The 21,680-nt window shown below is 71.7% G+C and carries 23 protein-coding genes; 11 read left to right on the forward strand and 12 right to left on the reverse strand.

Annotated features, from left to right (window positions below; translation table 11 throughout):
• Positions 1–131: 131 nt before the first annotated feature.
• The 3 genes from BLV24_RS10975 to BLV24_RS10985 all read left to right on the forward strand — a co-directional run bounded on the left by BLV24_RS10975 (position 132) and on the right by BLV24_RS10985 (position 3,581).
• Positions 132–857: a helix-turn-helix transcriptional regulator gene (locus BLV24_RS10975; protein ID WP_092681603.1), complete on the forward strand. Its 726-nt coding sequence runs from the start codon at positions 132–134 to the stop codon at positions 855–857.
• A 98-nt stretch (positions 858–955) separates the two neighbouring features.
• Complete coding sequence (locus tag BLV24_RS10980) at positions 956–1,750, forward strand: acyl-homoserine-lactone synthase (RefSeq protein WP_092681605.1); 795 nt, start codon at positions 956–958, stop codon at positions 1,748–1,750.
• 268 nt (positions 1,751–2,018) lie between these two features.
• Positions 2,019–3,581: an ATP-dependent DNA helicase gene (locus BLV24_RS10985; protein ID WP_092681607.1), complete on the forward strand. Its 1,563-nt coding sequence runs from the start codon at positions 2,019–2,021 to the stop codon at positions 3,579–3,581.
• Between the two features lie 344 nt (positions 3,582–3,925).
• Here BLV24_RS10985 and BLV24_RS10990 read toward each other — a convergent pair whose 3' ends face one another.
• From BLV24_RS10990 to BLV24_RS11000, 3 genes are read right to left on the reverse strand one after another with little or no spacing between them, the layout of a single operon-like run.
• Positions 3,926–4,927, reverse strand: coding sequence for an esterase-like activity of phytase family protein (locus tag BLV24_RS10990; RefSeq protein WP_092681609.1), 1,002 nt, complete (start codon positions 4,925–4,927; stop codon positions 3,926–3,928).
• Positions 4,917–5,777, reverse strand: coding sequence for a penicillin-insensitive murein endopeptidase (gene mepA / locus BLV24_RS10995; RefSeq protein ID WP_092681611.1), 861 nt, complete (start codon positions 5,775–5,777; stop codon positions 4,917–4,919). Before mepA ends, BLV24_RS10990 begins: the two co-directional genes overlap by 11 nt.
• Positions 5,774–7,144: an MFS transporter gene (locus BLV24_RS11000; protein WP_245710509.1), complete on the reverse strand. Its 1,371-nt coding sequence runs from the start codon at positions 7,142–7,144 to the stop codon at positions 5,774–5,776. Before BLV24_RS11000 ends, mepA begins: the two co-directional genes overlap by 4 nt.
• 442 nt (positions 7,145–7,586) lie before the next feature.
• Here BLV24_RS11000 and BLV24_RS11005 point away from each other — a divergent pair, with 442 nt between their 5' ends.
• The gene (locus BLV24_RS11005) at positions 7,587–7,898 is read left to right on the forward strand and encodes a DUF6280 family protein (RefSeq protein WP_092681613.1); all 312 of its coding nucleotides are present in this window, start codon (positions 7,587–7,589) and stop codon (positions 7,896–7,898) included.
• A gap of 143 nt (positions 7,899–8,041) precedes the next feature.
• Here BLV24_RS11005 and BLV24_RS11010 read toward each other — a convergent pair whose 3' ends face one another.
• From BLV24_RS11010 to mtnA, 3 genes are all read right to left on the reverse strand, one after another.
• On the reverse strand, positions 8,042–8,671 hold the full coding sequence (locus BLV24_RS11010) for a methyltransferase family protein (RefSeq protein WP_092681615.1): 630 nt from the start codon (positions 8,669–8,671) through the stop codon (positions 8,042–8,044).
• 158 nt (positions 8,672–8,829) lie between these two features.
• On the reverse strand, positions 8,830–9,477 hold the full coding sequence (locus tag BLV24_RS11015) for an FMN-binding negative transcriptional regulator (protein ID WP_092681617.1): 648 nt from the start codon (positions 9,475–9,477) through the stop codon (positions 8,830–8,832).
• 177 nt (positions 9,478–9,654) lie between these two features.
• Complete coding sequence (mtnA, locus tag BLV24_RS11020; protein ID WP_092681619.1) at positions 9,655–10,752, reverse strand: S-methyl-5-thioribose-1-phosphate isomerase; 1,098 nt, start codon at positions 10,750–10,752, stop codon at positions 9,655–9,657.
• Positions 10,753–10,879: 127 nt separating this feature from the next.
• Between mtnA and BLV24_RS11025 the strand changes: the two genes are divergently transcribed.
• Positions 10,880–11,260 carry a cupin domain-containing protein gene (locus tag BLV24_RS11025; RefSeq protein ID WP_092681621.1) on the forward strand — a complete coding sequence of 127 codons (381 nt, stop codon included), beginning with the start codon at positions 10,880–10,882 and terminating at the stop codon, positions 11,258–11,260.
• A 15-nt stretch (positions 11,261–11,275) separates the two neighbouring features.
• On the opposite strand, the gene BLV24_RS11030 is transcribed toward BLV24_RS11025, so the two are convergent.
• The gene (locus tag BLV24_RS11030; protein ID WP_143040293.1) at positions 11,276–11,686 is read right to left on the reverse strand and encodes a hypothetical protein; all 411 of its coding nucleotides are present in this window, start codon (positions 11,684–11,686) and stop codon (positions 11,276–11,278) included.
• Between the two features lie 233 nt (positions 11,687–11,919).
• Between BLV24_RS11030 and meaB the strand changes: the two genes are divergently transcribed.
• Positions 11,920–12,909: a methylmalonyl Co-A mutase-associated GTPase MeaB gene (meaB, locus tag BLV24_RS11035; protein ID WP_245710538.1), complete on the forward strand. Its 990-nt coding sequence runs from the start codon at positions 11,920–11,922 to the stop codon at positions 12,907–12,909.
• A 19-nt stretch (positions 12,910–12,928) separates the two neighbouring features.
• Here meaB and BLV24_RS11040 read toward each other — a convergent pair whose 3' ends face one another.
• Positions 12,929–14,473: a M10 family metallopeptidase gene (locus tag BLV24_RS11040; RefSeq protein WP_092681625.1), complete on the reverse strand. Its 1,545-nt coding sequence runs from the start codon at positions 14,471–14,473 to the stop codon at positions 12,929–12,931.
• Positions 14,474–14,842: 369 nt separating this feature from the next.
• On the opposite strand from BLV24_RS11040, the gene rpmB reads away from it, so the two are divergent.
• The 3 genes from rpmB to BLV24_RS11055 all read left to right on the forward strand — a co-directional run bounded on the left by rpmB (position 14,843) and on the right by BLV24_RS11055 (position 16,253).
• On the forward strand, positions 14,843–15,133 hold the full coding sequence (gene rpmB / locus BLV24_RS11045; protein ID WP_092681627.1) for a 50S ribosomal protein L28: 291 nt from the start codon (positions 14,843–14,845) through the stop codon (positions 15,131–15,133).
• 148 nt (positions 15,134–15,281) lie between these two features.
• A complete protein-coding gene (locus BLV24_RS11050) occupies positions 15,282–15,710 on the forward strand; it encodes a hypothetical protein (protein WP_092681629.1) in 429 nt (142 codons plus the stop codon).
• 42 nt (positions 15,711–15,752) lie between these two features.
• Complete coding sequence (locus BLV24_RS11055) at positions 15,753–16,253, forward strand: copper chaperone PCu(A)C (protein WP_092681631.1); 501 nt, start codon at positions 15,753–15,755, stop codon at positions 16,251–16,253.
• A 38-nt stretch (positions 16,254–16,291) separates the two neighbouring features.
• Here the strand turns inward: BLV24_RS11055 and BLV24_RS11060 are convergent, their stop codons facing one another.
• Entirely contained in the window at positions 16,292–17,014 is a 723-nt protein-coding gene (locus tag BLV24_RS11060) for an NAD-dependent deacylase (RefSeq protein WP_092681633.1), read from the reverse strand.
• Positions 17,015–17,115: 101 nt separating this feature from the next.
• Between BLV24_RS11060 and BLV24_RS11065 the strand changes: the two genes are divergently transcribed.
• The gene (locus tag BLV24_RS11065; protein WP_092681635.1) at positions 17,116–17,577 is read left to right on the forward strand and encodes a low molecular weight protein-tyrosine-phosphatase; all 462 of its coding nucleotides are present in this window, start codon (positions 17,116–17,118) and stop codon (positions 17,575–17,577) included.
• Here BLV24_RS11065 and BLV24_RS11070 read toward each other — a convergent pair whose 3' ends face one another.
• The 3 genes from BLV24_RS11070 to BLV24_RS11080 form a co-directional block, all read right to left on the reverse strand.
• Entirely contained in the window at positions 17,578–18,012 is a 435-nt protein-coding gene (locus tag BLV24_RS11070) for a globin domain-containing protein (protein WP_092681637.1), read from the reverse strand.
• A gap of 143 nt (positions 18,013–18,155) precedes the next feature.
• Entirely contained in the window at positions 18,156–18,671 is a 516-nt protein-coding gene (locus BLV24_RS11075) for a VOC family protein (protein WP_092681639.1), read from the reverse strand.
• A 161-nt stretch (positions 18,672–18,832) separates the two neighbouring features.
• Complete coding sequence (locus BLV24_RS11080) at positions 18,833–19,537, reverse strand: nitroreductase (RefSeq protein ID WP_092681641.1); 705 nt, start codon at positions 19,535–19,537, stop codon at positions 18,833–18,835.
• Between the two features lie 343 nt (positions 19,538–19,880).
• On the opposite strand from BLV24_RS11080, the gene lepA reads away from it, so the two are divergent.
• Entirely contained in the window at positions 19,881–21,680 is a 1,800-nt protein-coding gene (gene lepA, locus BLV24_RS11085) for a translation elongation factor 4 (protein WP_092681643.1), read from the forward strand.

Below are 21,680 nucleotides of genomic sequence, written 5' to 3' on the forward strand. Positions count from 1 at the left end.
CCGTGAGGGCCGCGCCATCGGGACATGAACGACGCGCGACTTCCGCGGGCGGCTCTGGGGAGAGCCTCCGCGGGCCGCGCGCCTCGGACCATCGCAGCTCCCGGTCGCCGCGCTGACGCGGGGAGCGGGGCATGCATGAGCGTCTGCAATCCATAGTTGAGGCGGTGCCCTCGATCACAGATGCGGGCACGCTGCGCCTGTTTCTCGATCGGGTGCGCGCGCTCTACGACATGGACAACTGCATTTACTACGCCCTGTCCCTCGGGGGGCCGAAGGCCGGCTGCGAATTCGGCGCGATGACCTATGACCACGCCTGGCACCAGCGCTACGAGGACGTCCGCTACCGCGACTGCGACCCGGTGGTGCTCTCCGCCGTCGGGGGCTTCGCGCCGATCAACTGGAACGACCTCGACTGGACCGGCCGCCCGGTGCGCCGCCTCCTGTCCGAGGCCCGCGAATTCCGGGTCGGCAATCACGGCTACACCATCCCGATCCACGGCCCCGGCGGCCAGTTCGCCATGTTCACCGTCTCCAAGCAGTGCCCGGAGGGGGACTGGTGCGCCCTGCTGGCGGAGAGCGCGCAGGACCTGCTGCTCATCGCCCATCACGTCCATCGCCACGCGCTGGAGATCAACGGCGCCGCCGAGCCGCTGGCCCCGCCCAGCCTCTCCCCCCGCGAACGCGACGCGCTGGCGCTGATGGCCGCCGGCCGTTCCCGCGCCCAGATCGCCGAGAAGCTGAAGATCTCCGAAAGCACCCTGCGGGTGTATCTCGACAGCGCCCGTCACAAGCTCGGCGGGCTCAACGCCTTCCACGCGGTGGCCATCGCAGTGAAGGGCGGGTCGATCAAGATTTAGTCGAAACCGACTGAAACACGCGACTTCTTCGAGTCTCGTTTACCAATTTTTTTAACTTTGGCGGCAATACTCGGCGCACCCCCAAAAGGAGCGCTGCAATGATCCGTTTCATTTACGGCAACGACCTCACTACGTCTCCGCTTCTGGCCGAGACCATGTTCCGCGACCGCGCCGGCCAGTTCCGCACCCGCCTGAACTGGGATGTGCGCGTCGATCCCAACGGCTGGGAACGCGACCAGTATGACGGCCCCGACGCCCTTTACTGCGTCTACGTGCTGCCCGACGGCACCCATGGCGGCTCGGGCCGGCTGATGCCGACCACCGGGCGCACCATGCTCAACGACCATTTCTCGCACCTGATGGGCGGCGAGATCACTTCGCCCCTGATCTGGGAGAGCACGCGCTTCTGCGTCTCGCCCCGGATCGCCGGCGGGGCCGCCGCCGGGGCCCGCATCTCCACCGCGCTGATGCTGGCGGGCTGCGAAGTGGCGCTGCGGTTCGGCCTGACCCATTACGCGGCGGTGTTCGACGCCCCCATGCGCCGCATCTACCGCTCCACCGGCTGGGCGCCGGAGATCGTGGCGGAGGACGGGAAGGGCCGCGACAAGCTCTGCCTCGGCCTGTGGGAGGTGTCTCAGGACGCCCGCGCCGCCATTCTCGCCAAGGCGCCGGAGGGGCTGGAGCTCGAGCCCGTCCCCGCCCCGCTCGCCGGCCGCCGCGCGCTGGCGCAGGCCCGGGGCGACATCGACCGCGCCCGGATCGAGGGCAAGCTGCGCGCCGGCCTCGCGGCCGAAGCGGCGGCGCAGGATGCGGCCGGGGATGCGACGCAGGCGGCGGGCTTCGCCCCCTCCAACGTCGTCCCGATGCAGGCCCGCGCCGCCCGCGCCGCCTGAACCCGCCCGCGGCCCGCGCCACGCGGGCCCCGAACGCCGCGCCCGGGGGGGACGGCCCCGCATCGCGCCCGCGATGCGCGGGGGGGAGGGGGCTCGACGCCCCCTTCCCCCCGATATCCCGCCCCCGCCCCGCATATCCCGAACCGCATGTCCCCGCGCGCATATCCCGGCCCACGCGCCCGCTCCCGGATTCCCTCCGCCCGCCATCCGGTCTAGACCGTAGCTCTGCGCCCCCGCCCGGGGACCGCGACGGTCAGCGGAGGACGCCATGGGCGAGCCCGGTCTCACCCCCACGATCTCGCCCCGGTCCTTCTCCGAGGACCAGGAGGCCGCGCGCGCCCTCGTGCTCGAAAGCCTCACAGCGCTTGGCGTGGACGTCGAGCAGGAGAAGATCGAGCCGCTGGACGAGGACGACGACCGCCCCGCCGCGGCGCTGGCCGTGCTCGGCCGCGCCGGGTCCGGCAAGACCCGCCTGCTCGCCGCCCTGGTCAAGGAGCTGACCGAGGCCGGGGTCGAGCCCGTCTCCTCGGATTGGGAGGGCCGCAAGAAGCGCGGCCGCCGCACCTTCGCGGTGCTCGCCCCCACCAACAAGGCGGCGTCCGTGCTGCGCAATCTCGGCGTGCCGGCGACCACCATCCACCGAATCGTCTACTCCCCGGTCTACAGCCCCGAATACGAGCGAATCGCCCAGTGGCTCGCCGGCGAGGCCGATCGCCCCAAGCTGGAGGAGATCGACGACGCCCTGCTCGACCGCGCCGAGGCCGCCTACAAGTCCCACGGCTCGATCCCCGGCGCGCTGGCCGCGATGGGGCTGCGCGGCTCGGATTTCATCAAGGGCTGGACCCGGCGGGACGACAATCTCGACATCGCGCTGGTCGACGAATCCTCGATGCTGGACGACAAGCAGTTCGAGGATCTCAAGGCCCTGTTCCGTCTGATCGTGCTGTTCGGCGACCCCGCCCAGCTCGCCCCCGTCGGCCAGTCCGGCGCGATGATCTTCGACAAGCTCCCCGCCCCGCGGGTCATCACCCTGTCGCGCATCCACCGCCAGGCCGCGGACAACCCGATTCTCGACCTCGCGCATTCGCTGTCGGACCCCGAGCTCGATTTCGACCAGTTCGAGCGTCGCGTCGAAGCCGCCGCCGCCCAGGACCCCCGCGTGATCCTGGCCGAGCGCGCCGACCCCGACCTCATGGCCCGCTCGCCCATGCTGGTCTGGCGCAACGCCACGCGGATCCGGCTGATCTCCGCCTTCCGCACGGTCCATGACGCCCCGGAATTCGAGCTGATCCCCGGCGAGCCGCTGATCTGCGACGGCGTCGAGCTTCCGCTCAAGCACCGCCGCAAGCGCATCGACCTGGAGGCCCGCGGGCTCGTGAAGGGCGCGCAATGCGTCTATCTCGGGGCCGGGCGGAAACCGGGCTTCGCGCGGGTGCATGTGGTCGGCGCCGAGGACCCCAAGGTCAACGTCGCCGCCATCATCCAGATCGAGCGCCCCGGCGAGGAAGAGCCCTTCATCCCCACCGCCGCCACCATGGGCGCGGCCTTCCTGCACGGGGCCGCGGCGACGATCCACAAGGCGCAGGGCAGCCAGTGGCCGTCGGTTCAGGTCTTCGCCCCGGACCTCTTCGCCGCCTGGCGCGCCGGGCGGACCGAGGCCGGGCTGCCTTTGTGGAAACGCCTCGCCTATGTCGCGATCACCCGGGCCGAGGAGAACCTGGTCTGGGTCACCCGCAACCGCATGGCCCGGCCGAAAATCGCGCTCGGCGTGGCGGATCTGGAGGCGGAGCCGAGCGTGCTGACCCTCACCGCCCCCGAAGCCGAGAGCTGAGCCGAACGGCGCGGTCCGAGCGGCGTGTGGCGGGATCCGGGTCGGGGGATCCGGGTCGCGGGGCCCGTGTTGAGAGCCCCCTGTCGCCGGAACGGTGTTGAGAGGGGAGAAGAAGGTGGCGCCGTTCTCCTCCCCCCAGGCGACGAGAGCCTGGCGGGACACAAGCCTCCCGACGCCATCCCTGCGCAACGCCGTTTCCGGCATGCCCGCCCCGCGTGAAACCCGGCGTCAGGTCCGGAGCCAGTGTCCCGGAACGGGACGCCAACGCGAGGCATTCGCAAACATTGTCGCCAAGGCGAACATAACCGTCAGGCTCGCCCTTCCCAAGGGAATTCACGCGGGATTCAGTCGGGAAGTTCGAATTCGTAGAGAATGCTGCGCTGAAGCGGCACGAAATTATCGTCCGAGATCAGAATGATGCGCGTGCGCCCCGCCGGCGTGACCCAGACCGCGAGCCCCTCCGCGTTGTCCGCCGCGTCGCCGAAGGGCAGGTCCAGCATCCGCTCTCCGGGACCGAAACCGTCACCCTGCGGAACGTGGCGCCATATGGCGAAGGAAAAGCCCCCCAACAACTCGAATCGCCGACGCAGCAGCCATAACGTCCCGTCCGGCGCGAAGTCCGCGCCCACCGCCGGCGCGCGGCTGTCGCGGGGCAGGTCGGCGGGCGTCTCGGAGCCGTCGCGCGCGATCCAGCGCGCGTCCTCCGGTCGGTCCTCCCAGATCTCGCGCGCCGCCAGCAAGCGGCCGTCCCCGGCGACGGCCAGCGCCTCGAACCCGTCATTGCCCGTCAGCGCCACGTGATGCGCGGTAGGCGTGTCGAGCCGGACGAACGGCTCGGCCGCCGCATCCGGCCCCGCGAAACGGTCCATGCGATGCGTCTGCTCGAAGCTCACGAACCAGGGCGGCGCCAGGGCGGGATCGGGGATCGCCAACCCCTCGGCGTCGCGCCGGGCCGGGGCCGGCGGGGCGGGAGGCCCGTCCGCCGAGGCCGCCAGCATCGGCCCGAAACGCGCCCCGCTCAGCCCGGTCGGCGCCCGGTCCGGCCCGCCGCCCCGCGCGATCCCCGCCGCCAGCCAGCCGCCGCGATCCGAGATCGCCACCAGCCGCGCGCCATCCGCCGAGACCTCCAGCCCCGAAAGCCCCCCGAAGCCCCGCGCCGGAAGCCCGAGATCCACCGCCCCGACCAGCCGCAACCGCGCCTCCGCCGGCATCTCGACCGCCACGGCGCGGCCGGGCGCCTCGAACCGCGCGCCCTCCTCCCCCGTCGCCGGCCCGCAGCTCCCGGCGGCGAGCGTGAGGATCAGGCCCGCCGCCAGCCCCGCGGCCCGCCGCGCCTCAGTCGGCATCCAGCACGCCGCGGCATTGCTCGGGCAGATCGGCCAGGGTCATCACATCGCGGGAGCGCACCGGGGGCGTCTTGGGCGGCGGCGGATTCAGCGCCTCGTCCGAGAACCACCAGTCCATCGACCCGTCGCAGCCATCCCCGGCGGGCGGGGGCGCCTGGTCCCTGCACAGCTCCGCCCCCGCCGGGCAGGCCAGCCGCACATGGAAATGCGCGTCATGCCCCCACCAGGGCCGCAGCTTGCGCAGCCAGGGCCGCGGCGCGGGCTCGCTCCGGCACAGCTCGGCCTTGATCGCGGCGTTGACGAAGATCCGCGCCACCGCGCCGTCCTCCGCCGCCGCCCGCAGCAGGGCGCGCTGGATCGGGCCGAACGCCGCCGTCACGCTCCGCTTGTCGGCGGCCACCATCGACACCGCCCCGGCGCTTTCGCGCGCGGCGTGCGACATGGCCGAACCCGGCCCCTGCCGGAACCAGATGTCCAGATCCAGCCCGATCTGGTGCGAGGCATGGCCCGTGGTCATCGGCCCGCCCCGCGGCTGGCTGATATCGCCGACCAGCAGGGTCGAGCCCCCCGCCGCCTGTCCCGCCGCCGCCAGCCGCGTGAGGAAGGCGAAGGCCTCCGGGTGGCCCCAGTTGCGGTTGCGCGACAGGCGCACGAAGTGCCAGCCCGGCCCGCTCGCCGGCATCTGGACGCCGCCCGCGAGACAGCCCTTGGCGTAGCTTCCCATCGGCGCCGGCATCTGGGCCGACCCCGCCTGCTTCGCGCCGAACAGGGTCTTCGCCAGCGGCGCCGCCTCCGCCGCTCCGCACGCGACGGTCAGGACCACCGCCGCCGTCATCGCCACGAGCTTCATGCCTGCGCCTCCCGTCCCGTTGCATCGCTCACCCGGCCCAGCGCCCAGATCCCGGCCGCGAACATCAGCGCCACCGGCACGACGCCGGCCTGCTGCGAGGCCGAAAGCGCCGTCACCGCCGCCACCAGCAGCGGCGCCGCGAAGGACGTCGCCTTGCCCGCCAGGGCGTAGAGCCCGAAGGCCGCCGTCATCCGCGCCGGGTCCGCCTGGCGCACCAGCAGCGTGCGCGAGGCCGCCTGCATGGCGCCCCCCGCCGCCCCCACCAGCGCGCCGGAGATGTAGAAGATCAGGTCCGGCAGCCCGGAGCCCGCGCCCACCGGCACGACGAACAGCACCGCCTCCCGGCTGACCGAGACGCCGACCAGCGTCGCCCCCAGCAGCACCCACAGCGTCGCGCGCACCACCGGCCGCGGCCCGAAGGCGGCGTCGGCCCGCCCCCCCAGCCACGCGCCGACCGCGCCCACCGCCGCCGCCAGAATCCCGAATATCCCGATCTGCACCACCGACCAGCCCAGCGCGCCCGCCGCATAGACCCCGCCGAAGGCGTAGAACCCGTTCAGCGCATCGCGATAGATCATCGAGGCGCCGAGGAACCACGCCAGGCTCGGCCGGTCCCGCAGCCCGACGACCGAGGCCCGAAGCTCCCGCAGCCCCCGGCCCGCCGCGCCCCGCCACGGACCCTTGCGGGCCGCGTCGGGCACGAACAGGAACAGCGGCGCCGCGAAGATCGCATACCACAGCGCGGTCACCGGCCCGACCATGCGCGTGCCCTCCCGCGCCTCCGCGTCCAGCCCGAACGCCGGCGCGGTTCCCAGCAGGGTCACGCCGGCGTCGTTCTCCGCCAGCAGCGTCAGCATGATGGCGAGCGAAACCACGCCCCCCACATAGCCCAGCGCCCAGCCATAGCCCGACAGCCGCCCGACCTCCTGCGGCGGGGCCAGGTCGGGCAGCATGGCGTTGGTGAACACGGTCGCGAACTCGACCCCGATCAGCCCGATCACGAAGGCGGCGAGCACCCATCCCGGCTCCGCCATCCCCGGCGCCGCGAACCACAGGAGCCACGCGCCGAGCACATACATCAGCGAGTAGAGCGCCACCCAGGGCTTTCGCGGTCCGGTCGCGTCGGCCATCGCGCCCATCAGCGGGGCGAGAATCGCGATCGCCATGCCCCCCAGCCCGACCGCGAGCCCCCACATCTGCTGCCCCCGCACCGGATCCGTGGCGACGGCCGACACGAAATAGGGACCGAACACGAAAGTGATCACCAGCGTGTGATAGGGCTGGGCCGCCCAGTCGAACATCATCCACGCCCAGCGCGCGGCCCGACCCGGCGCCGGGCGCAGGTCTTCCGATCCCCGGTTTTTCAAACGTTTCTCTCCTGGAACCGCCGCGGCGGCGGCGTCGGCCAAGGCGCCGGAGGACCCTCGGGCCGCGTCGGCGCCGGCCTGGGGCGTGGGGCGCGCGTCAGGGTCCATGTCCTTGCATCCTCAACGTCATGCGGGGCGACTTGCGGCGCGCGCCGGACCCCTGTATCAGCTTCCGCGCGCCGGGGCAGGATGCGTCCTGCCGGCCGCGCCTTCAAGCGCGACGCGCCGCGACCGGATCGCCTGTCGATGCCGGTTCCGGAGCCTCGCCGGACCGAGTTTGCCGCCATTCGCGGCGCCCTCCGCCCGCGAAATGTGCGCGTCGGCACAGACGCTATGCGCTCCGATCATGGCTGCCATGCGTTTCAGGTCCTAGCTTGAAGGATTTGCGACAGACTACATACGCCTCAACTTTCCTTAAGACTCACCAGGAGGACGCGGCGCGATGTTCGACGCAGCCGACATGAGCTCTTACACCAACGACCAGGGCGCCCGCGCGCGGAAGCTGTTCGCAGCCGTCGTGCTCGCCGCCCTGGACGATGCGGTGATGGAGCAGCGGAAATCCGGGACGGGCGCCGAGAATATCGCGCGCTGGGCCCGATCCAAGGACGGGCGGGAGGTTCTCTCCTGCGCCGGCATCGAGCCGAACGAGCGTTCGGTCAAGGGCCTGATGGCCTTCGTGGAAAAGGGCATCCGGACTTCCGTGGCCCTGCGCGGCGAGCGCGACGAGGACGAGGATTCGAAGGCCGCCGCCTGATCGGCGCCGCTTTCCCGTTCGCAGGTCCACCCCCACGGGTCTCCGGAACGCTCGACACCCGCCATGAAAAACCCCCGCAGGTCCGTCCTGCGGGGGTTTTTCGTCTGGCGGGATCTGGCTTCAGGGCCGGTTTCCAGCCTGCCTCAATCCGCCAGCGCCTCCCGCGCCCGGCGCAGGCTGCGGGCGTCGAGGAACCGCGGAACCTCCTGGAAATACCGGGCGAAGCGCTCTCCGTAGGAGGCGTGCAGCCAGCGTTCCTCGTTCAGCGCGAACAGCAGGTAGAGCCCGAACAGCGCCCCCGCGAGCCCCAGCGTGATCCACGACCCCGCGAACACCGCCAGCCCCACCGTCGCCAGCACCGAGCTCACATATTGCGGATTGCGGGAGCAGGCGTAGATCCCGCCCGTCACCAGCCCGTCGGCGGCGCAATAGGTGTTGTCGAGCCCGAGGAACGCGTAGCCGCGCAACGTCACCGCGAAGGCGCCGATCATCAGCGGCGCGCCGATGGCGATGCGCGACCAGTGATCCCAGCCCATCGTCCCCCAGTCGAGCAGCGCGAAGACCACGGTCCCCCCGCAGAACACCCGGAACAGCCCGAAGGCGGCGCGGTGCTGCCAGGATTTCCGGTCCGGCGCCGGCCAGAAGGCGAAGTCCCGGTCAAGGAACGCCCGCCCGAGCAGCCCGGCCAGCGCCGCGGCCGCGGCCAGGGTCAGCCCCAGGACTATCCCCGGCAGGGCGTCGGGAACGAATTCGGTGATGAGCGGCGCGGGCATGGAAGCTGTCTCCCGATTTCCAGTATCGAGAGCCCATCATCCGCACCCCGGTGACATCGGCGTGAGAAGACGGCGTCATTTCCGTGACGGCCGCGGGGGCGGCGGAGCGGCCCCCGGCCCCGGCCCCCACGCCGCGCCTGGCGGCGGCGGCGGCGGCGTCAGGCCGGCGGGTTCCGCATCAGCGCGGCCAGCGCCGCCAGTTCGGCGCCCGAGCCGGTCTCCACCGCCGCCGCCGCGCCCAGCCGGGCGGCCTCGGGCTTGTTCTGGTTCAGCTTCCAGGTCCCGTCGACCTGCGCGATCTCCAGGCTCACCGGCACGATCATGCGCATCATCTTGCCCAGCGCCTCGGCGTCCATCTTGTCGATCTTCCACGGGGTCTTGCCGGGGATGGCGCCCTCGAACCGCGCCGACAGACGGTCGAGATACGGGCGCAGGCGCTCCGGCGGCTCCAGCCGCAGCGCCCCGCGCAGATGGACGGCCACGTAGTTCCAGGTCGGAACCTGCTGCGGGTCCCCGTACCAGTCCGGCGAAACATAGCCGTCCGGCCCCGACACCGCGAGCGCCGCGGGCAGCGTCCCCCCGGTCAGCGCCCCCCCGGTCAGCGCACGGGCCAGCGGGTTGGAGCGCACCAGGTGCAGCTCCGCCCGGGTCCCGTCCTCCGCCAGCGTGAAGGGGATGTGGGAGATCAGCGGAAAGCCCTGCGGATCGACCGCGCCGGCGACGGTCAGAACCCCGAAGCCCCGCTCTCCGGCGAAGGCGAGGTTGGCGGCGTCATCGGCCTTGCGATAGGCGGGATTGGGATGCATGGGCGGGCTCCTGCGCTGGCGTCTCCCGCATAGCAGCCCGCCGGCCGCCGCGGAATGGCTCCCTGCGGGCGTGGCGGCCGGTGACGCCCGGCGCCCGGCCCCAACGCCGCGCGGGCGCCCCGGCGCAGCCCTCGGGCCGGCCGGCGCGCGGCTCCCCCCGCCGGGGCCGGGCGCCCCTCAGGCCGCGGCGCGGTCCGGGAACAGGCCGGCGATGCCTTCTTCGGTCGCCGCGCAGACCCCGCGCTCGGTGATCAGCGCCGTCACCAGCCGCGCCGGGGTCACGTCGAAGGCCGGGTTCTCGCCCTCCGAGCCCTCGGGCGTCAGCCGCACCTCCTCCACCGCGCCCGAGGCCGTCATGCCGGCCAGATGCGTCACCTCCCGGCCCGAGCGGCTCTCGATCGGGATGTCGAACCCGTCCTGGACCGAGAAATCCAGCGTCGGACTCGGCAGGGTCACGTAGAACGGCACCCCGTTGTCATGCGCCGCCAGCGCCTTCAGGTAGGTGCCGATCTTGTTGCACACGTCGCCCCGCGCGGTGGTGCGGTCGGTGCCCACGATCACCATGTCCACCAGCCCGCGCTGCATCAGGTGACCGCCGGCATTGTCCACGATCACCTTGTGCTTCACGCCGTGGCGGCCCAGCTCCCACGCGGTCAGGAAGGCGCCCTGGTTGCGGGGCCGGGTCTCGTCCACCCAGACCTCCACCGGGATGCCCGCGTCATGGGCCTTGTAGATCGGCGCCGTCGCCGTGCCCCAGTCCACCGTCGCCAGCCAGCCGGCGTTGCAATGGGTCAGCACCCGCACCGGCTCGCCGGCCGGCTTCTTCGCCGCGATGGCCCGGATGATCTCCAGCCCGTGATCGCCGATGGCCGCGTTGATCGCCACGTCCTCGTCGCACAGCGCCGCCGCCTCGGCCCAGGCCGCCTCCGCCCGCGCCTCCGCGGGCAGGGGGGCCAGCACCGCCTTCATCCGCTCCAGCGCCCAATGCAGGTTGACCGCGGTCGGCCGCGTCTCCAGCAGCGTCGCGCAGGCCTCCGCCAGCCCGGCGTCCGTGGCGTCGACCCGCATCGCCAGCGCCACGCCATAGGCCGTCGTCGCCCCGATCAGCGGGGCGCCGCGCACCTGCATCACCCGGATCGCATGGGCCGCCTGGTCCATCCCCGACAGGCGCAGGATCTCGAACCGGTGCGGGAACAGGGTCTGGTCGAGGATCTCCACCGCCCGCCCGTCCTCGGCCGGCCAGATGGTGCGGAAGGGCACGCCGTCGATCTTCATCGGAGGTCTCCTGAGCGGGTCGGCGAAAGGGGCGATGGGTCGAACGGAACCCTTGCCCCCGCGGGCCCGCGCGGTCAATCCGCGGGAAAGGCTTGCGCCCGCCGCGCCCCGCGCCCAGCCTGCATCCATGACACAACCCCAGACGCGCCCCCGCATCCTCCCCGCCGCCGCCTCCGCGCCCTTCGAGACGCGGGAGCGCTGCGCGATCCGCGAACTGCTCAACGACCCGGCAGAGCCCGAGACCTCGCTGGCCGAGGCCCGCGTCCCGCCCGGCGTCACCACCGAGCTTCACGCGCTCGACGTGGCCGAGCGCTACATCGTCACCGAAGGGGCGGGAGAGATCGAGCTGGCCGGGGCCTGGTCCCCGCTGGCCGCGGGCGACGCCGCGCTGATCCCGGCCGGCACGCCGCAACGGGCCCGCAATCCGGGGCCCGGGGATCTGGTCTTCCTGTGCCTGTGCACGCCGCGTTTCCGGCCGGAGGGCTACACGCCCCTCGATCCCGCCTGATCCGGCGGCGGCCCGTCAGAGCCGCCCGCGCATGGGCGCGGCGGCGAAGGCCGGGCCGGTCGCGGCGGCCTGGACCGTCAGCGGCATCACGCAGGCGTCGTCGCGCGCCGCCGGGCAGGGGCCGTTCTGCGCCTCGCGGTCGCGGAACCTGACATGGACCCGCATCCTGCCGGCGGTCGCCTCGTCGAAGCGGATCTCGACCACCCCGGGCTCCGCCGCCCGGCTCGCCGACGCGTCCGCGTATTGCGCGAAGGGCAGGCCGATGGCGCCGATCGCGCTCAGCCCCAGGCTCAGCCCCGCCACGGCCAGCCCCGACCGGCTCTTGACCGGCAGAGGGCGGCGCGGCCGCGCGTCCTCCACGCCTGATGTCGATGCCCCGGGCGTCGTCCGGGGCGTTGGTCCGCGCTCGTTCCCGTCGTTCGTCATGCGCCATCCTCCTTGCTGTTCGCCCGCGCGGCCGACCCGGGAAAGGCGGGGGTGGGGGGCGCCGCGTCGGGCGGGGGGGCTTCCGACACCCGCCATAACCAAGGTAGACACGGGCGGAACCATGGCGCTCCGTCGGCGCTCGCATGAAATTGATGGCAGGAACCTGGCATTTGACCTCAACCGGCACGACCGCCCCGATCCCGGACCCCGAAATCGACCCCAAGGCGGAGGCGCTGGCCGAAGACCTCGCCGCGCGGCTGGCCAAGGGCGACCGACGGGCGCTGGCGCGGGGAATCACGCTGATCGAATCGACCCGCGCCGACCATCGCCGCGCCGCCGCCGCGCTTGTCCGCCGGCTGCACGCCGCCCCCCGCGACGCCGTGCGGCTGGGGCTTTCGGGCACGCCGGGCGTCGGCAAATCCACCTTCATCGAAAGTTTCGGGGTCCGGCTCGCCGATCAGGGCCGCAAGATCGCGGTGCTGGCCGTGGACCCGTCCAGCTCGCGCAACGGCGGCTCGATCCTCGGCGACAAGACCCGGATGGAGCACCTGTCCCGCCATCCCAACGCCTTCATCCGCCCCTCGCCCTCCGGCGCCACGCTGGGCGGCGTCGCCCGCCGCACGCGAGAGGCGATCCTGCTGTGCGAGGCCGCCGGCTTCGACCTGGTGATCGTGGAGACGGTGGGCGTCGGCCAGTCCGAGACCATGGTCGCCGACATGACCGACATCTTCCTGCTTCTGCTGGCCCCCGCCGGGGGCGATGAGCTTCAGGGCGTCAAGCGCGGGATCATGGAGATCTGCGACATGATCGTGGTCAACAAGGCCGACGGCGACCTGAAGGCCACCGCCCAACGCACCCGCGCCGATTACGCCGGCGCCCTGCATCTGCTGCGCAAACGCGGGCAGGACCCGGAGGGCTTCCCCAAGGCGATCGCCGTCTCGGCGCTGGAGGAGGACGGCCTGGAAAAGGCGTGGGAGGAGATCCTCACCCTGGACGCCTTCCGCCGCGAGAACGGGATCCGCGACCACAAGCGCCGCCAGCAGGCCGTCACCTGGTTCCGCGCCGAGGTCGAGGAACGGCTCCTGCGCCGCTTCCGCCGCACGCCGGAGGTCGCCGCGATCTGGCCGGCGCTGGAGCAGTCGGTGGGCGAGGGCGACACCGCCCCCCAGATCGCCGCCGCCCAGGCGCTGGCCGCCTTCGGCCTCACCGGCGACGAGACCTGAGCCGCGCCGGGCGACCGGTTCAGACGAACAGGTCGTCCTCGCTCAGCGCCGCGCCGTCGAAGCTGCGGACCTCGATCTCGCCGCCGGTCTCGACCAGGATGAGCACCGCGCCGAACCGCGCCCGCGCGTAGTCTGCGGTCAGGTTGACCAGCTCGATGGCGTCCAGCCCGGTCTCGAAATCCGCGATCACGTCGCGCCCCGCCCCGTCGCCGAGGCCGAAGCGGAACAGGTCGGCGCCGTCGCCGCCGGTCATCGCGTCATCGCCTTCGCCGCCCACCAGCAGGTCGTCGCCGCGGCCGCCCTTCAGCCGGTCGTCCCCGGCCCCGCCCTTGATCCGGTCCGCGCCGCCGCCGCCCTTCAGGTCGTCGTCGCCGCCGCCGCCGGCCATCCGGTCGCCGCCGCGCCCGCCGATGAGCGAATCGAACCCCGCCCCGGCCTTCATCCGGTCGGCGCCGACGCCGCCGTCCAGCGAGTCATTGCCCGCGCCGCCGCGCAGCCGGTCGTCGCCCGCCCCGCCGATCAGCGCGTCATGCCCGGCATGGCCGTTCACGACGTCGTCGCCGCGCCCGCCGATCAGCCGGTCATTGGCGCCCCGGCCCTTGATGACGTTGTCGAGGTCGTTGCCGCGGATATGGTCGTCGCCGGCGCCGCCGGTCCCGTTCTCGATCTCCACGTTGTAGGCGATGGTGAAGCCGCCCCGCGCCGGCTCCGACTGGCTCAGGAAACCGCCGCCGCCGGGATTGTCGGTCAGCGTCGCCGCCCGCAGGTCGATCGTCGCCGGGCGCGTGCCGTTGTAGCGGATCTCATCCTCGCCGGCGGTGTCCCAGATCGTCTCCCAATAGGTCCCGCGCCGGTTCTGGTCCGGCACGACATAAACGTCGTCGCCCGCCGCATGGGTCAGGTTGGCGCCGTATTTCATCTGCAACGCCGCGATGTCGATGGCGCCCGGCCCCGACTGGTGGCCGTAGGTCCAGAAACGGTAGGTCGTCGCCCCCTCGCCGGTGGCCAGCCCGCGATTGTAGCTCATCGCCGTGTAGACGCCCTGGTTCAGATCCCAGACCCCGAGATCCTCCGGATCCGCGACCCCGGTCATCACCTCCGACTCGCCGCCGTCGTCATGCGGATGGGCGAGCCCGAGCCCGTGGGCGAATTCGTGGATCAGCGTGTAGAACTCGTATCCGCCCTTCTCCAGCGTCGAGCCCTTGCCCTTCTTCGAATCCCATCCCGCGCCCAGCGCGTTGAAGCTGCCGACGCCTTCCAGCTCCTCCCCCGGAGGGTTCATGAAGCCCAGCGTCGGGTCGTCCCGGTCGGCGTATTTCGAGACCTTGAAATCCGCCTTGCGCGGGTCGTTCACCTTCTGGAATTCGATGGGGATGACGTCGGAGAACTCCTCCAGCGCCTTCATCACCCGGTTCTTCTCGTAGGCCGTCCAGGCCGTGCGCCCCTCGCCCGGCAGGAACTTGATGCGGACCACGCCATCGGCCACCTGCGCGTCGTCGAGCTGGGTTCCCCAGTCGATCGAGGCCAGGGCCTGGAAATCGTCGGGGAAATCCTGCAGGGCCATGTACGGTACGCTCCTTGAGGTCACGGCGACGGCGATTGAAGGGGAACGGGGGCCGGCGCGACGCGGCCCACGAAACGCGGAAACCCCACCGCGGCGCAAGCGCTTGCGGGCCAAGGTTCAACCGCTTTGCGCAGGGCGTGACCTGCGTGCCGCGGTCATGCGCCGGTCATCGGGGCCGACGCGGCGCGAGGCGCGGCGGCCCGGAGCGCGTCGCCTCCGCCCCCCGGTCCGGCGGCGGCATCTTGACGGGCCATGTTGACGGGGGGACCGCGACTCGCTATTGGAAGCGCCTCTTATTCCGGCGCGCCGTGCGGAACCTCCGACCGGCGCGTTCTTACGTTGCGAACACCAACCCGAAGGGCGAAAGATATGTCCCGTCGCTGCGAGCTCTCCGGCAAGGGCGTGATGACCGGCCACAATGTGAGCCACTCGAACATCAAGACCAACCGCCGGTTCCTGCCGAACCTGAACGACGTCACGCTGCAGAGCGAGGCCCTCGGCCGGAGCTTCAAGTTCCGCGTCGCCGCCTCGACCCTGCGGTCGGTGGACCATCGCGGCGGGCTCGACGCCTACCTCGCGAAGGCCCTCGACCGTGAGCTGTCGCCCAAGGCGCTGAAGGTCAAGCGCGATATCGAGAAGTCCCAGGCCCCCGCGGCCTGAGCTTCCCGGTTCGGGCTGCGCGCCCATCGCCGATGATTTCGAACCCGGCCCGCACCAATCGCGGGCCGGGTTTCTTCATGTGCGCCGCGTCGCCCCGCCGCCGTCCCGCCGCTCGCCATATGGGGCGGGAGCGGGTAGAAGCGCGGGCATGACCGGGATCCTGCTTCGCGCGCTGCTGATCTGCCTGCTGTCCCTGCAGGCCGTGGCCCTGCGCGCGTCGCCGATGCCGACCGGCGCGGGGGGGACGCCGCTGGCCGGCGAATGGGTCCTGCCGCTCTGCGGCGGCGGAGTCGCCATGCTGGCGGACCCCGCGCCGGCTGATCCCACGCTGGCGGACCCCACGCTGGCGGACCCCACGGGGGGGGCGCCCGGGGTCGACGGCCCCTCCGCGCCCGCCTCTCACATGGATTGTCTCGACTGCTGCCTCGCCGCGGTCGACCGCGCCGCCGACCCGGCCCGCGCCCCCGCCCGCCGGATCGCCGCGGCCCGCCTGCGCCGGCGCCTGCCGCCGGGCCGCGCCCCTCTCGGCCGCGCCGCGCCAAGGCCCCGATCGCGCGCGCCTCCCCGCCCGCTCTGAGCCCATTCCAACCGAATCTCAGAGACTTACGGGAGACACCCCATGTTCCGCACCCTCACGGCTCCGGCCGCGCTCGCCGCCTTCGCGCTCTCCGCCCTGCCGGGTTTCGCCGCCGACATCATGGTGGACGACGCCTATGCGCGCTCCTCCAACCCCAAGGTCGGGGGCGTGTTCTTCGTGCTGCGCAACCCCTCCGCCGAGCCGGTGAAACTGGTCGAGGCCCGCTCCAACGTCGCCCGCAAGACCGAGCTGCACACCCACCTGATGCAGGACGGCATCGCCCGGATGCGCCAGGTCGACGCCATCGAGATCCCCGCCCAGGGCATGGCCCCGTTGCAGCGCGGCGGCGACCACGTGATGCTGATGGGCCTGACCGCGCCGCTGGCGCAGGGCGCGAGCTTCCCGCTGACGCTGGTCTTCGATGACGGGACCGAGCAGGTGGTCGAGGTCACCGTCGACAACGAACGCCAGGACGCCCCGATGGATCACGGCAAGATGGGCCACGGCGACATGAAGCATGACGACATGAAGAAGGCCGACTGAGGCCCGACCCCGGCTCCCGCGCCCCCCCGGCGCGGGGGTCAGCCCCCCGCCAGCAGCGCCTCGACCCAGGCGGGCACGATCTCCGTCGCCTTGCCATGGCGGGATTCGCGGAAATACGACGCGCCTTCCGAGGGCTCCAGGTTCAGCTCCAGCGTATCGGCCCCCGCGGCCCGCGCCTCCGCCACGAAGCCCGCCGCCGGGTAGACCGCGCCGGACGTGCCGATGGAGACGAACAGCGCGCATTGGCCCAGCGCGGCATAGATCTCCTCCATCCGGTAGGGCATCTCCCCGAACCACACCACGTCCGGCCGCACCCGCGCCGCGCCGCAGGCGGGGCAGGTCGAGGCGGTCGTCATCGGCGCATCCCCCGACGGCCAGCGATGGTCGCACCCCGCGCAGAGCGCCTTGGCGAATTCCCCGTGAATATGGATCAGGTCGGCGGGATCGGCCCCGGCCAGCGCGCCGGCCCGCTCATGCAGGTCGTCGACGTTCTGGGTCACGATCAGCACCTCTCCCGGCCGCGCCGCCTGCAACCGCGCCAGCGCGTGATGGGCGGCGTTGGCCTCGGCCGCGCGGGCGTTGGCGCGGCGGGCGTTGTAGAAGTCCAGCACCATGTCCGGGTCGCGGGCGAAGGCTTCGGGCGTCGCCACGTCCTCCAACCGCACCTTCGTCCACAGCCCGCCCAGGTCGCGGAACGTGCCCAGCCCGCTCTCGGCCGACACCCCCGCCCCGGTCAGGATCACGATCTCGGGTCCCGTCATGGCGCTCCTCCCCTGTCGCCCGGTTGCGCCCGCCCGGCGCCGGGGCCAGCATGGCACGGCCGCGCCGCCCCCCGAAACCCGCCCCAGCGCCCGGAGCCCGCATGACCCGCCTGCTCTTCGTCTGCCTCGGCAATATCTGCCGCTCTCCCGCCGCCGAGGGCGTGATGCGCGCCCGGGCCGAGGCCGCGGGGCTCTCGGTCACGCTCGACAGCGCGGGAACCGGCGACTGGCATGCGGGCGACCCGCCGGACCGGCGCATGACCGCCGCCGCCCGCAAGCGGGGGATCGACCTGACCGGCCTGCGCGCCCGCCAGGTCCGCCCGCGGGATTTCGAGGCGTTCGACCTGGTGCTCGCCATGGACCGCGCCAATCTCGACGCGCTCTCGCGTCTCCGCCCCGCCGGCGCCCCTGCGGGGCTGGAGCTGATGCGCGATCAGGCCCCCGGCCCCCGCGGGCAGGAGGTTCCGGACCCCTATTACGGCGGCGACGCCGGGTTCGAGCGGGTGCTGGACATGCTGGAGGCGGCCGCCGACGGGCTCGTCGCGCGTCTCCGCAAGGGCTGATCAGCTGTCGGGGGACATCATCTCATTGGCCACGATCGCGTAAAGCTTGCGCCAGTCGGCCTCGAGCTCCGGCGTGAAGCGCTCGCCCAGATTGCTGCGCATGGTGTCGATCAGCGCCTCTTCCATCGGGGGGAAAAAGCGGGCCTCGACCCCGTAGGCGGCATGTCCGCGCCCAAGCTCCCGGATCTCGTTCCCCAGCCGCCCGTAATCCTCGCAGGCGTCGACCAGCAGGCCGAGCATGGCCATGAACTTGCGCCCCTGCCCCGCCAGGTCCGAATCGCGGAACAGCGTGCGCAGCTCCGGCGCCCGCTCGAACAGCGCCTGATAGAAATCAGTGGAGGCGTCGGGCGCGTCGCGCCGCAGGATATGCAGCATCTCGCGCATGCGGGCGAGATTTGTGGAATCGAGCGGCATGGCGCGGGCCCCGGCGTTCATGTCGTTGGTCCGGAATGAGGATGAGCGAAAAACGCTCTACGCGCAACAATATGCTTTCGTTGCGTCTTTCATCCTTTGATCTGGATCAAACGTTGCGACGGATGATGAAGCGCGCCGGGGTTTCCGGGCGCATCTCCCGCGCCTCAGCCGTCCAGTTCGCCCAGCAGCGCCCGCAGGTCCAGCCGGCCGGTGGTCATCGCCAGCGCGCCGTCGGGGGCGCGGGGCCAGTCGGCCTCGGGCCGGTCCCAGTACAGCTCGACCCCGTTGCCCTCCGGATCCGTGAGATACAGCGCCTCGCTGACCCCATGATCGGAGGCGCCGTCCAGCGTCGCCCCCGCCGCCGCCAGCCGCGACAGCGCGTCGGCCAGGTCCCGGCGCTCCGGATACAGGATGGCGAGATGGTAAAGCCCCGTGGTCCCCGCCGGCGGCGGCTTGCCCCCGGCGCTTTCCCAGGTGTTGAAGCCGATATGGTGGTGATAGCCCCCGGCCGCGACGAAGGCCGTCTGCGTCCCGTAGCGCTGGGTCAGCTCGAAGCCGAGCACGCCGCAATAGAAATCCAGCATCCGGTCCAGCGACGCGACCTTCAGGTGCACATGGCCGATGCGGGCGCCCCCCGCGATGGGGCGCGCGGGGTCGGTTCGGGGAAAGTCGGGGGTCATGGCGGCTCCTGATGCGGGGGCGCCCCTGGGACGGGCGCCTCCCTCAAGATCGCCAACCGGCGTTCCGGAAACAAGGAAAGCCGGGAGGACGCTCCGTCTCCCCTTCGCGGACAGTCCCGAAGGCCCGACCCGGTGACGGAGCGTCGTGTCCCGGCCCCCCCTCAGCCGGCGGCGGCGTCCGCGGTCTCGTCCCAGCCGACGAAGGTCGCGACCTCCTCCACCGGGCGGCGGGTGGAGATCACCGAATTCGCCGGGAAATCCGGGTTGGGGAAGCCCATGGCCACGCAGGTCATGATGAGCTGATCGTCGGGGATGCGGGCATGTTCGCGCACCACCGGCGACTGCATGATGCCCTGGCCGTTGATCACGCAGCCCAGGCCCCGCGACCAGGCGGCCGAGACCAGCCCGAAGGTCACCGCGCCGAGGTCGAAATGGGCGATGGCGTCGCCCTTCTCGCCCAGGTCCTTGTCGAAGCACACGACGATGGAGACCGGCGCGTCGAACTGGCGGAAGCCGCGCATCACCCAGTCCTGCCGGCGCTCGGCGTCGTGACGCTCGATCCCCATGGCGGCGAAAAGCTGCTTGGCGATGCCGACCTGCCGGTCGCGATGCACGCCCTCGTATTTGCCATGGGTCGGGATCTCGCGGCTCGGCGGCACGCCGGCGAGGTTGCGCTCCGAGTTGCCGGCGCGGATCTTGTCCAGCGCGTCGCCGGTCACGACGTGCAGGTGCCAGGGCTGGGTGTTCATCGAGGACGGGGCGCGCGTGGCCAGCCCGATCACCTCCTCGACCAGCGCGCGGGGCACCGGCTTGTCCAGAAAGCCGCGGGTGCTGCGGCGGCCCTTGATGACGTCGTCGAATTCCATGGTCGTCCTCCCTATGGTCCCGCTGCGGGTCGGCGCCCGCATCGATTTAACCGAGAGATTAACCTGCGCCGCGCCCGGGGTCGATCCTTCCGAAGGCCGGCGCGCGTCCCATGTCGCCGCGGCGCGCGCCGCGCGGTCGCCGGGCCGCCTCCGGATTTCCGCATCCCGGCGATCCGTCCCGCTTCCGCGCCCGAGCCCGCCCGGCGCGGCGCCCGCGCAACCGCTTGGGGCGCGTCTATCCGGCCACGGTCACGCCCTTCCGCGCACGGATCATGCGGGCCCGCCCGGCACGGCTTTCGCACGCCGCTTGACGCGCCCCGCGAGCGGCCTCAAAAGCCTGTCCATGACCGAGCTTTCCCGAATCCGCAACTTCTCGATCGTGGCCCATATCGACCACGGAAAATCCACCCTCGCCGACCGGCTGATCCAGATCACCGGCGGGCTGACGGATCGCGAGATGAAGGAGCAGGTGCTCGACTCCATGGAGCTGGAGCGGGAGCGCGGCATCACCATCAAGGCGCAGACCGTGCGCCTGAACTACACCGCGGCCGATGGCCTGGATTACGTCCTGAACCTCATCGACACCCCCGGCCATGTCGACTTCGCCTACGAGGTCTCCCGCTCCATGCGCGCGGTCGAGGGCTCGCTGCTGGTGGTCGACGCCTCCCAGGGGGTCGAGGCGCAGACGCTGGCCAATGTCTACCAGGCCATCGACGCCAACCACGAGATCGTGCCGGTTCTCAACAAGATCGACCTCCCCGCCGCCGAGCCCGACCGGGTGAAGGAGCAGATCGAGGACGTCATCGGCATCGACGCCGAGCATTCGGTGATGATCTCCGCCAAGTCCGGCCTCGGCATTCCCGACGTGCTGGAGGCCATCGTCACCCGCCTCCCCGCCCCGACCGGCGACCGTGACGCCCCGCTCAAGGCCATGCTGGTGGACAGCTGGTACGACGCCTATCTCGGCGTGGTGGTGCTGGTGCGCATCCGCGACGGCGTCCTGAAAAAGGGCGACAAGATCCGGATGATGTCCACCAAGGCCGACTACCAGGTCGACCGGGTGGGCGTGTTCTCCCCCGTCATGAAGGAATGGCAGGAGCTCGGCCCGGGCGAACTGGGCTTCCTCACCGCCTCGATCAAGCAGGTCCGCGACACCCGCGTCGGCGACACCATCACCCATGAGAAGAAGCCCTGCGCCGAGATGCTGCCGGGCTTCAAACCCTCCATCCCGGTGGTGTTCTGCGGCATGTTCCCGGTGGACGCCGCCGATTTCGAGGACATGCGCGAGGCGATCGAGAAGCTGGCCCTGAACGACGCCTCCTTCTCCTCGGAGATGGAGACCTCGGCCGCGCTCGGCTTTGGCTTCCGCTGCGGCTTCCTCGGCCTCCTGCACCTGGAGGTGATCCGGGACCGGCTGGAGCGTGAATACGACATCGACCTGATCACCACCGCGCCCTCGGTGGTCTATCGCCTGGTCATGCGCGACGGATCGGTTCGGGAGATGCACAACCCCGCCGACATGCCCGACCCGACCCATATCGAGGAGATCCAGGAGCCCTGGATCAAGGCCACGATCCTGGTGCCGGACGAATTCCTCGGCGCGGTGCTGAAGCTGTGCGAGGACCGCCGCGGCCAGCAGCGCGACCTGACCTATGCCGGGACGCGGGCGATGGTGGTCTACGACCTGCCGCTGAACGAGGTGGTGTTCGACTTCTACGACCGTCTGAAGAGCGTCACCAAGGGCTACGCGTCCTTCGACTACCAGATCGAGGGCTACCGGGCCGAGAACCTGGTGAAGATGTCGATCCTGGTGAACGACGAGCCGGTGGACGCGCTGTCGACCATCGTGCACCGGGACCGGGCCGAGATGCGCGGCCGCGCCATGTGCGAGAAGCTCAAGGAGCTGATCCCCCCGCACATGTTCAAGGTGCCCGTGCAGGCGGCCATCGGCGGACGTGTGATCGCGCGCGAGACGATCCGGGCGATGCGCAAGGACGTGACGGCCAAGTGCTATGGCGGCGACGCGACCCGCAAGCGCAAGCTGCTGGACAAGCAGAAGGCCGGCAAGAAGAAGATGCGCCAGTTCGGGAAGGTGGAGATCCCGCAGGAGGCGTTTATTAATGCGCTGAAGATGGATGGTTAG

It is taken from the genome of Albimonas donghaensis (assembly GCF_900106695.1).
Taxonomy (GTDB): Bacteria; Pseudomonadota; Alphaproteobacteria; order Rhodobacterales; family Rhodobacteraceae; genus Albimonas; species Albimonas donghaensis.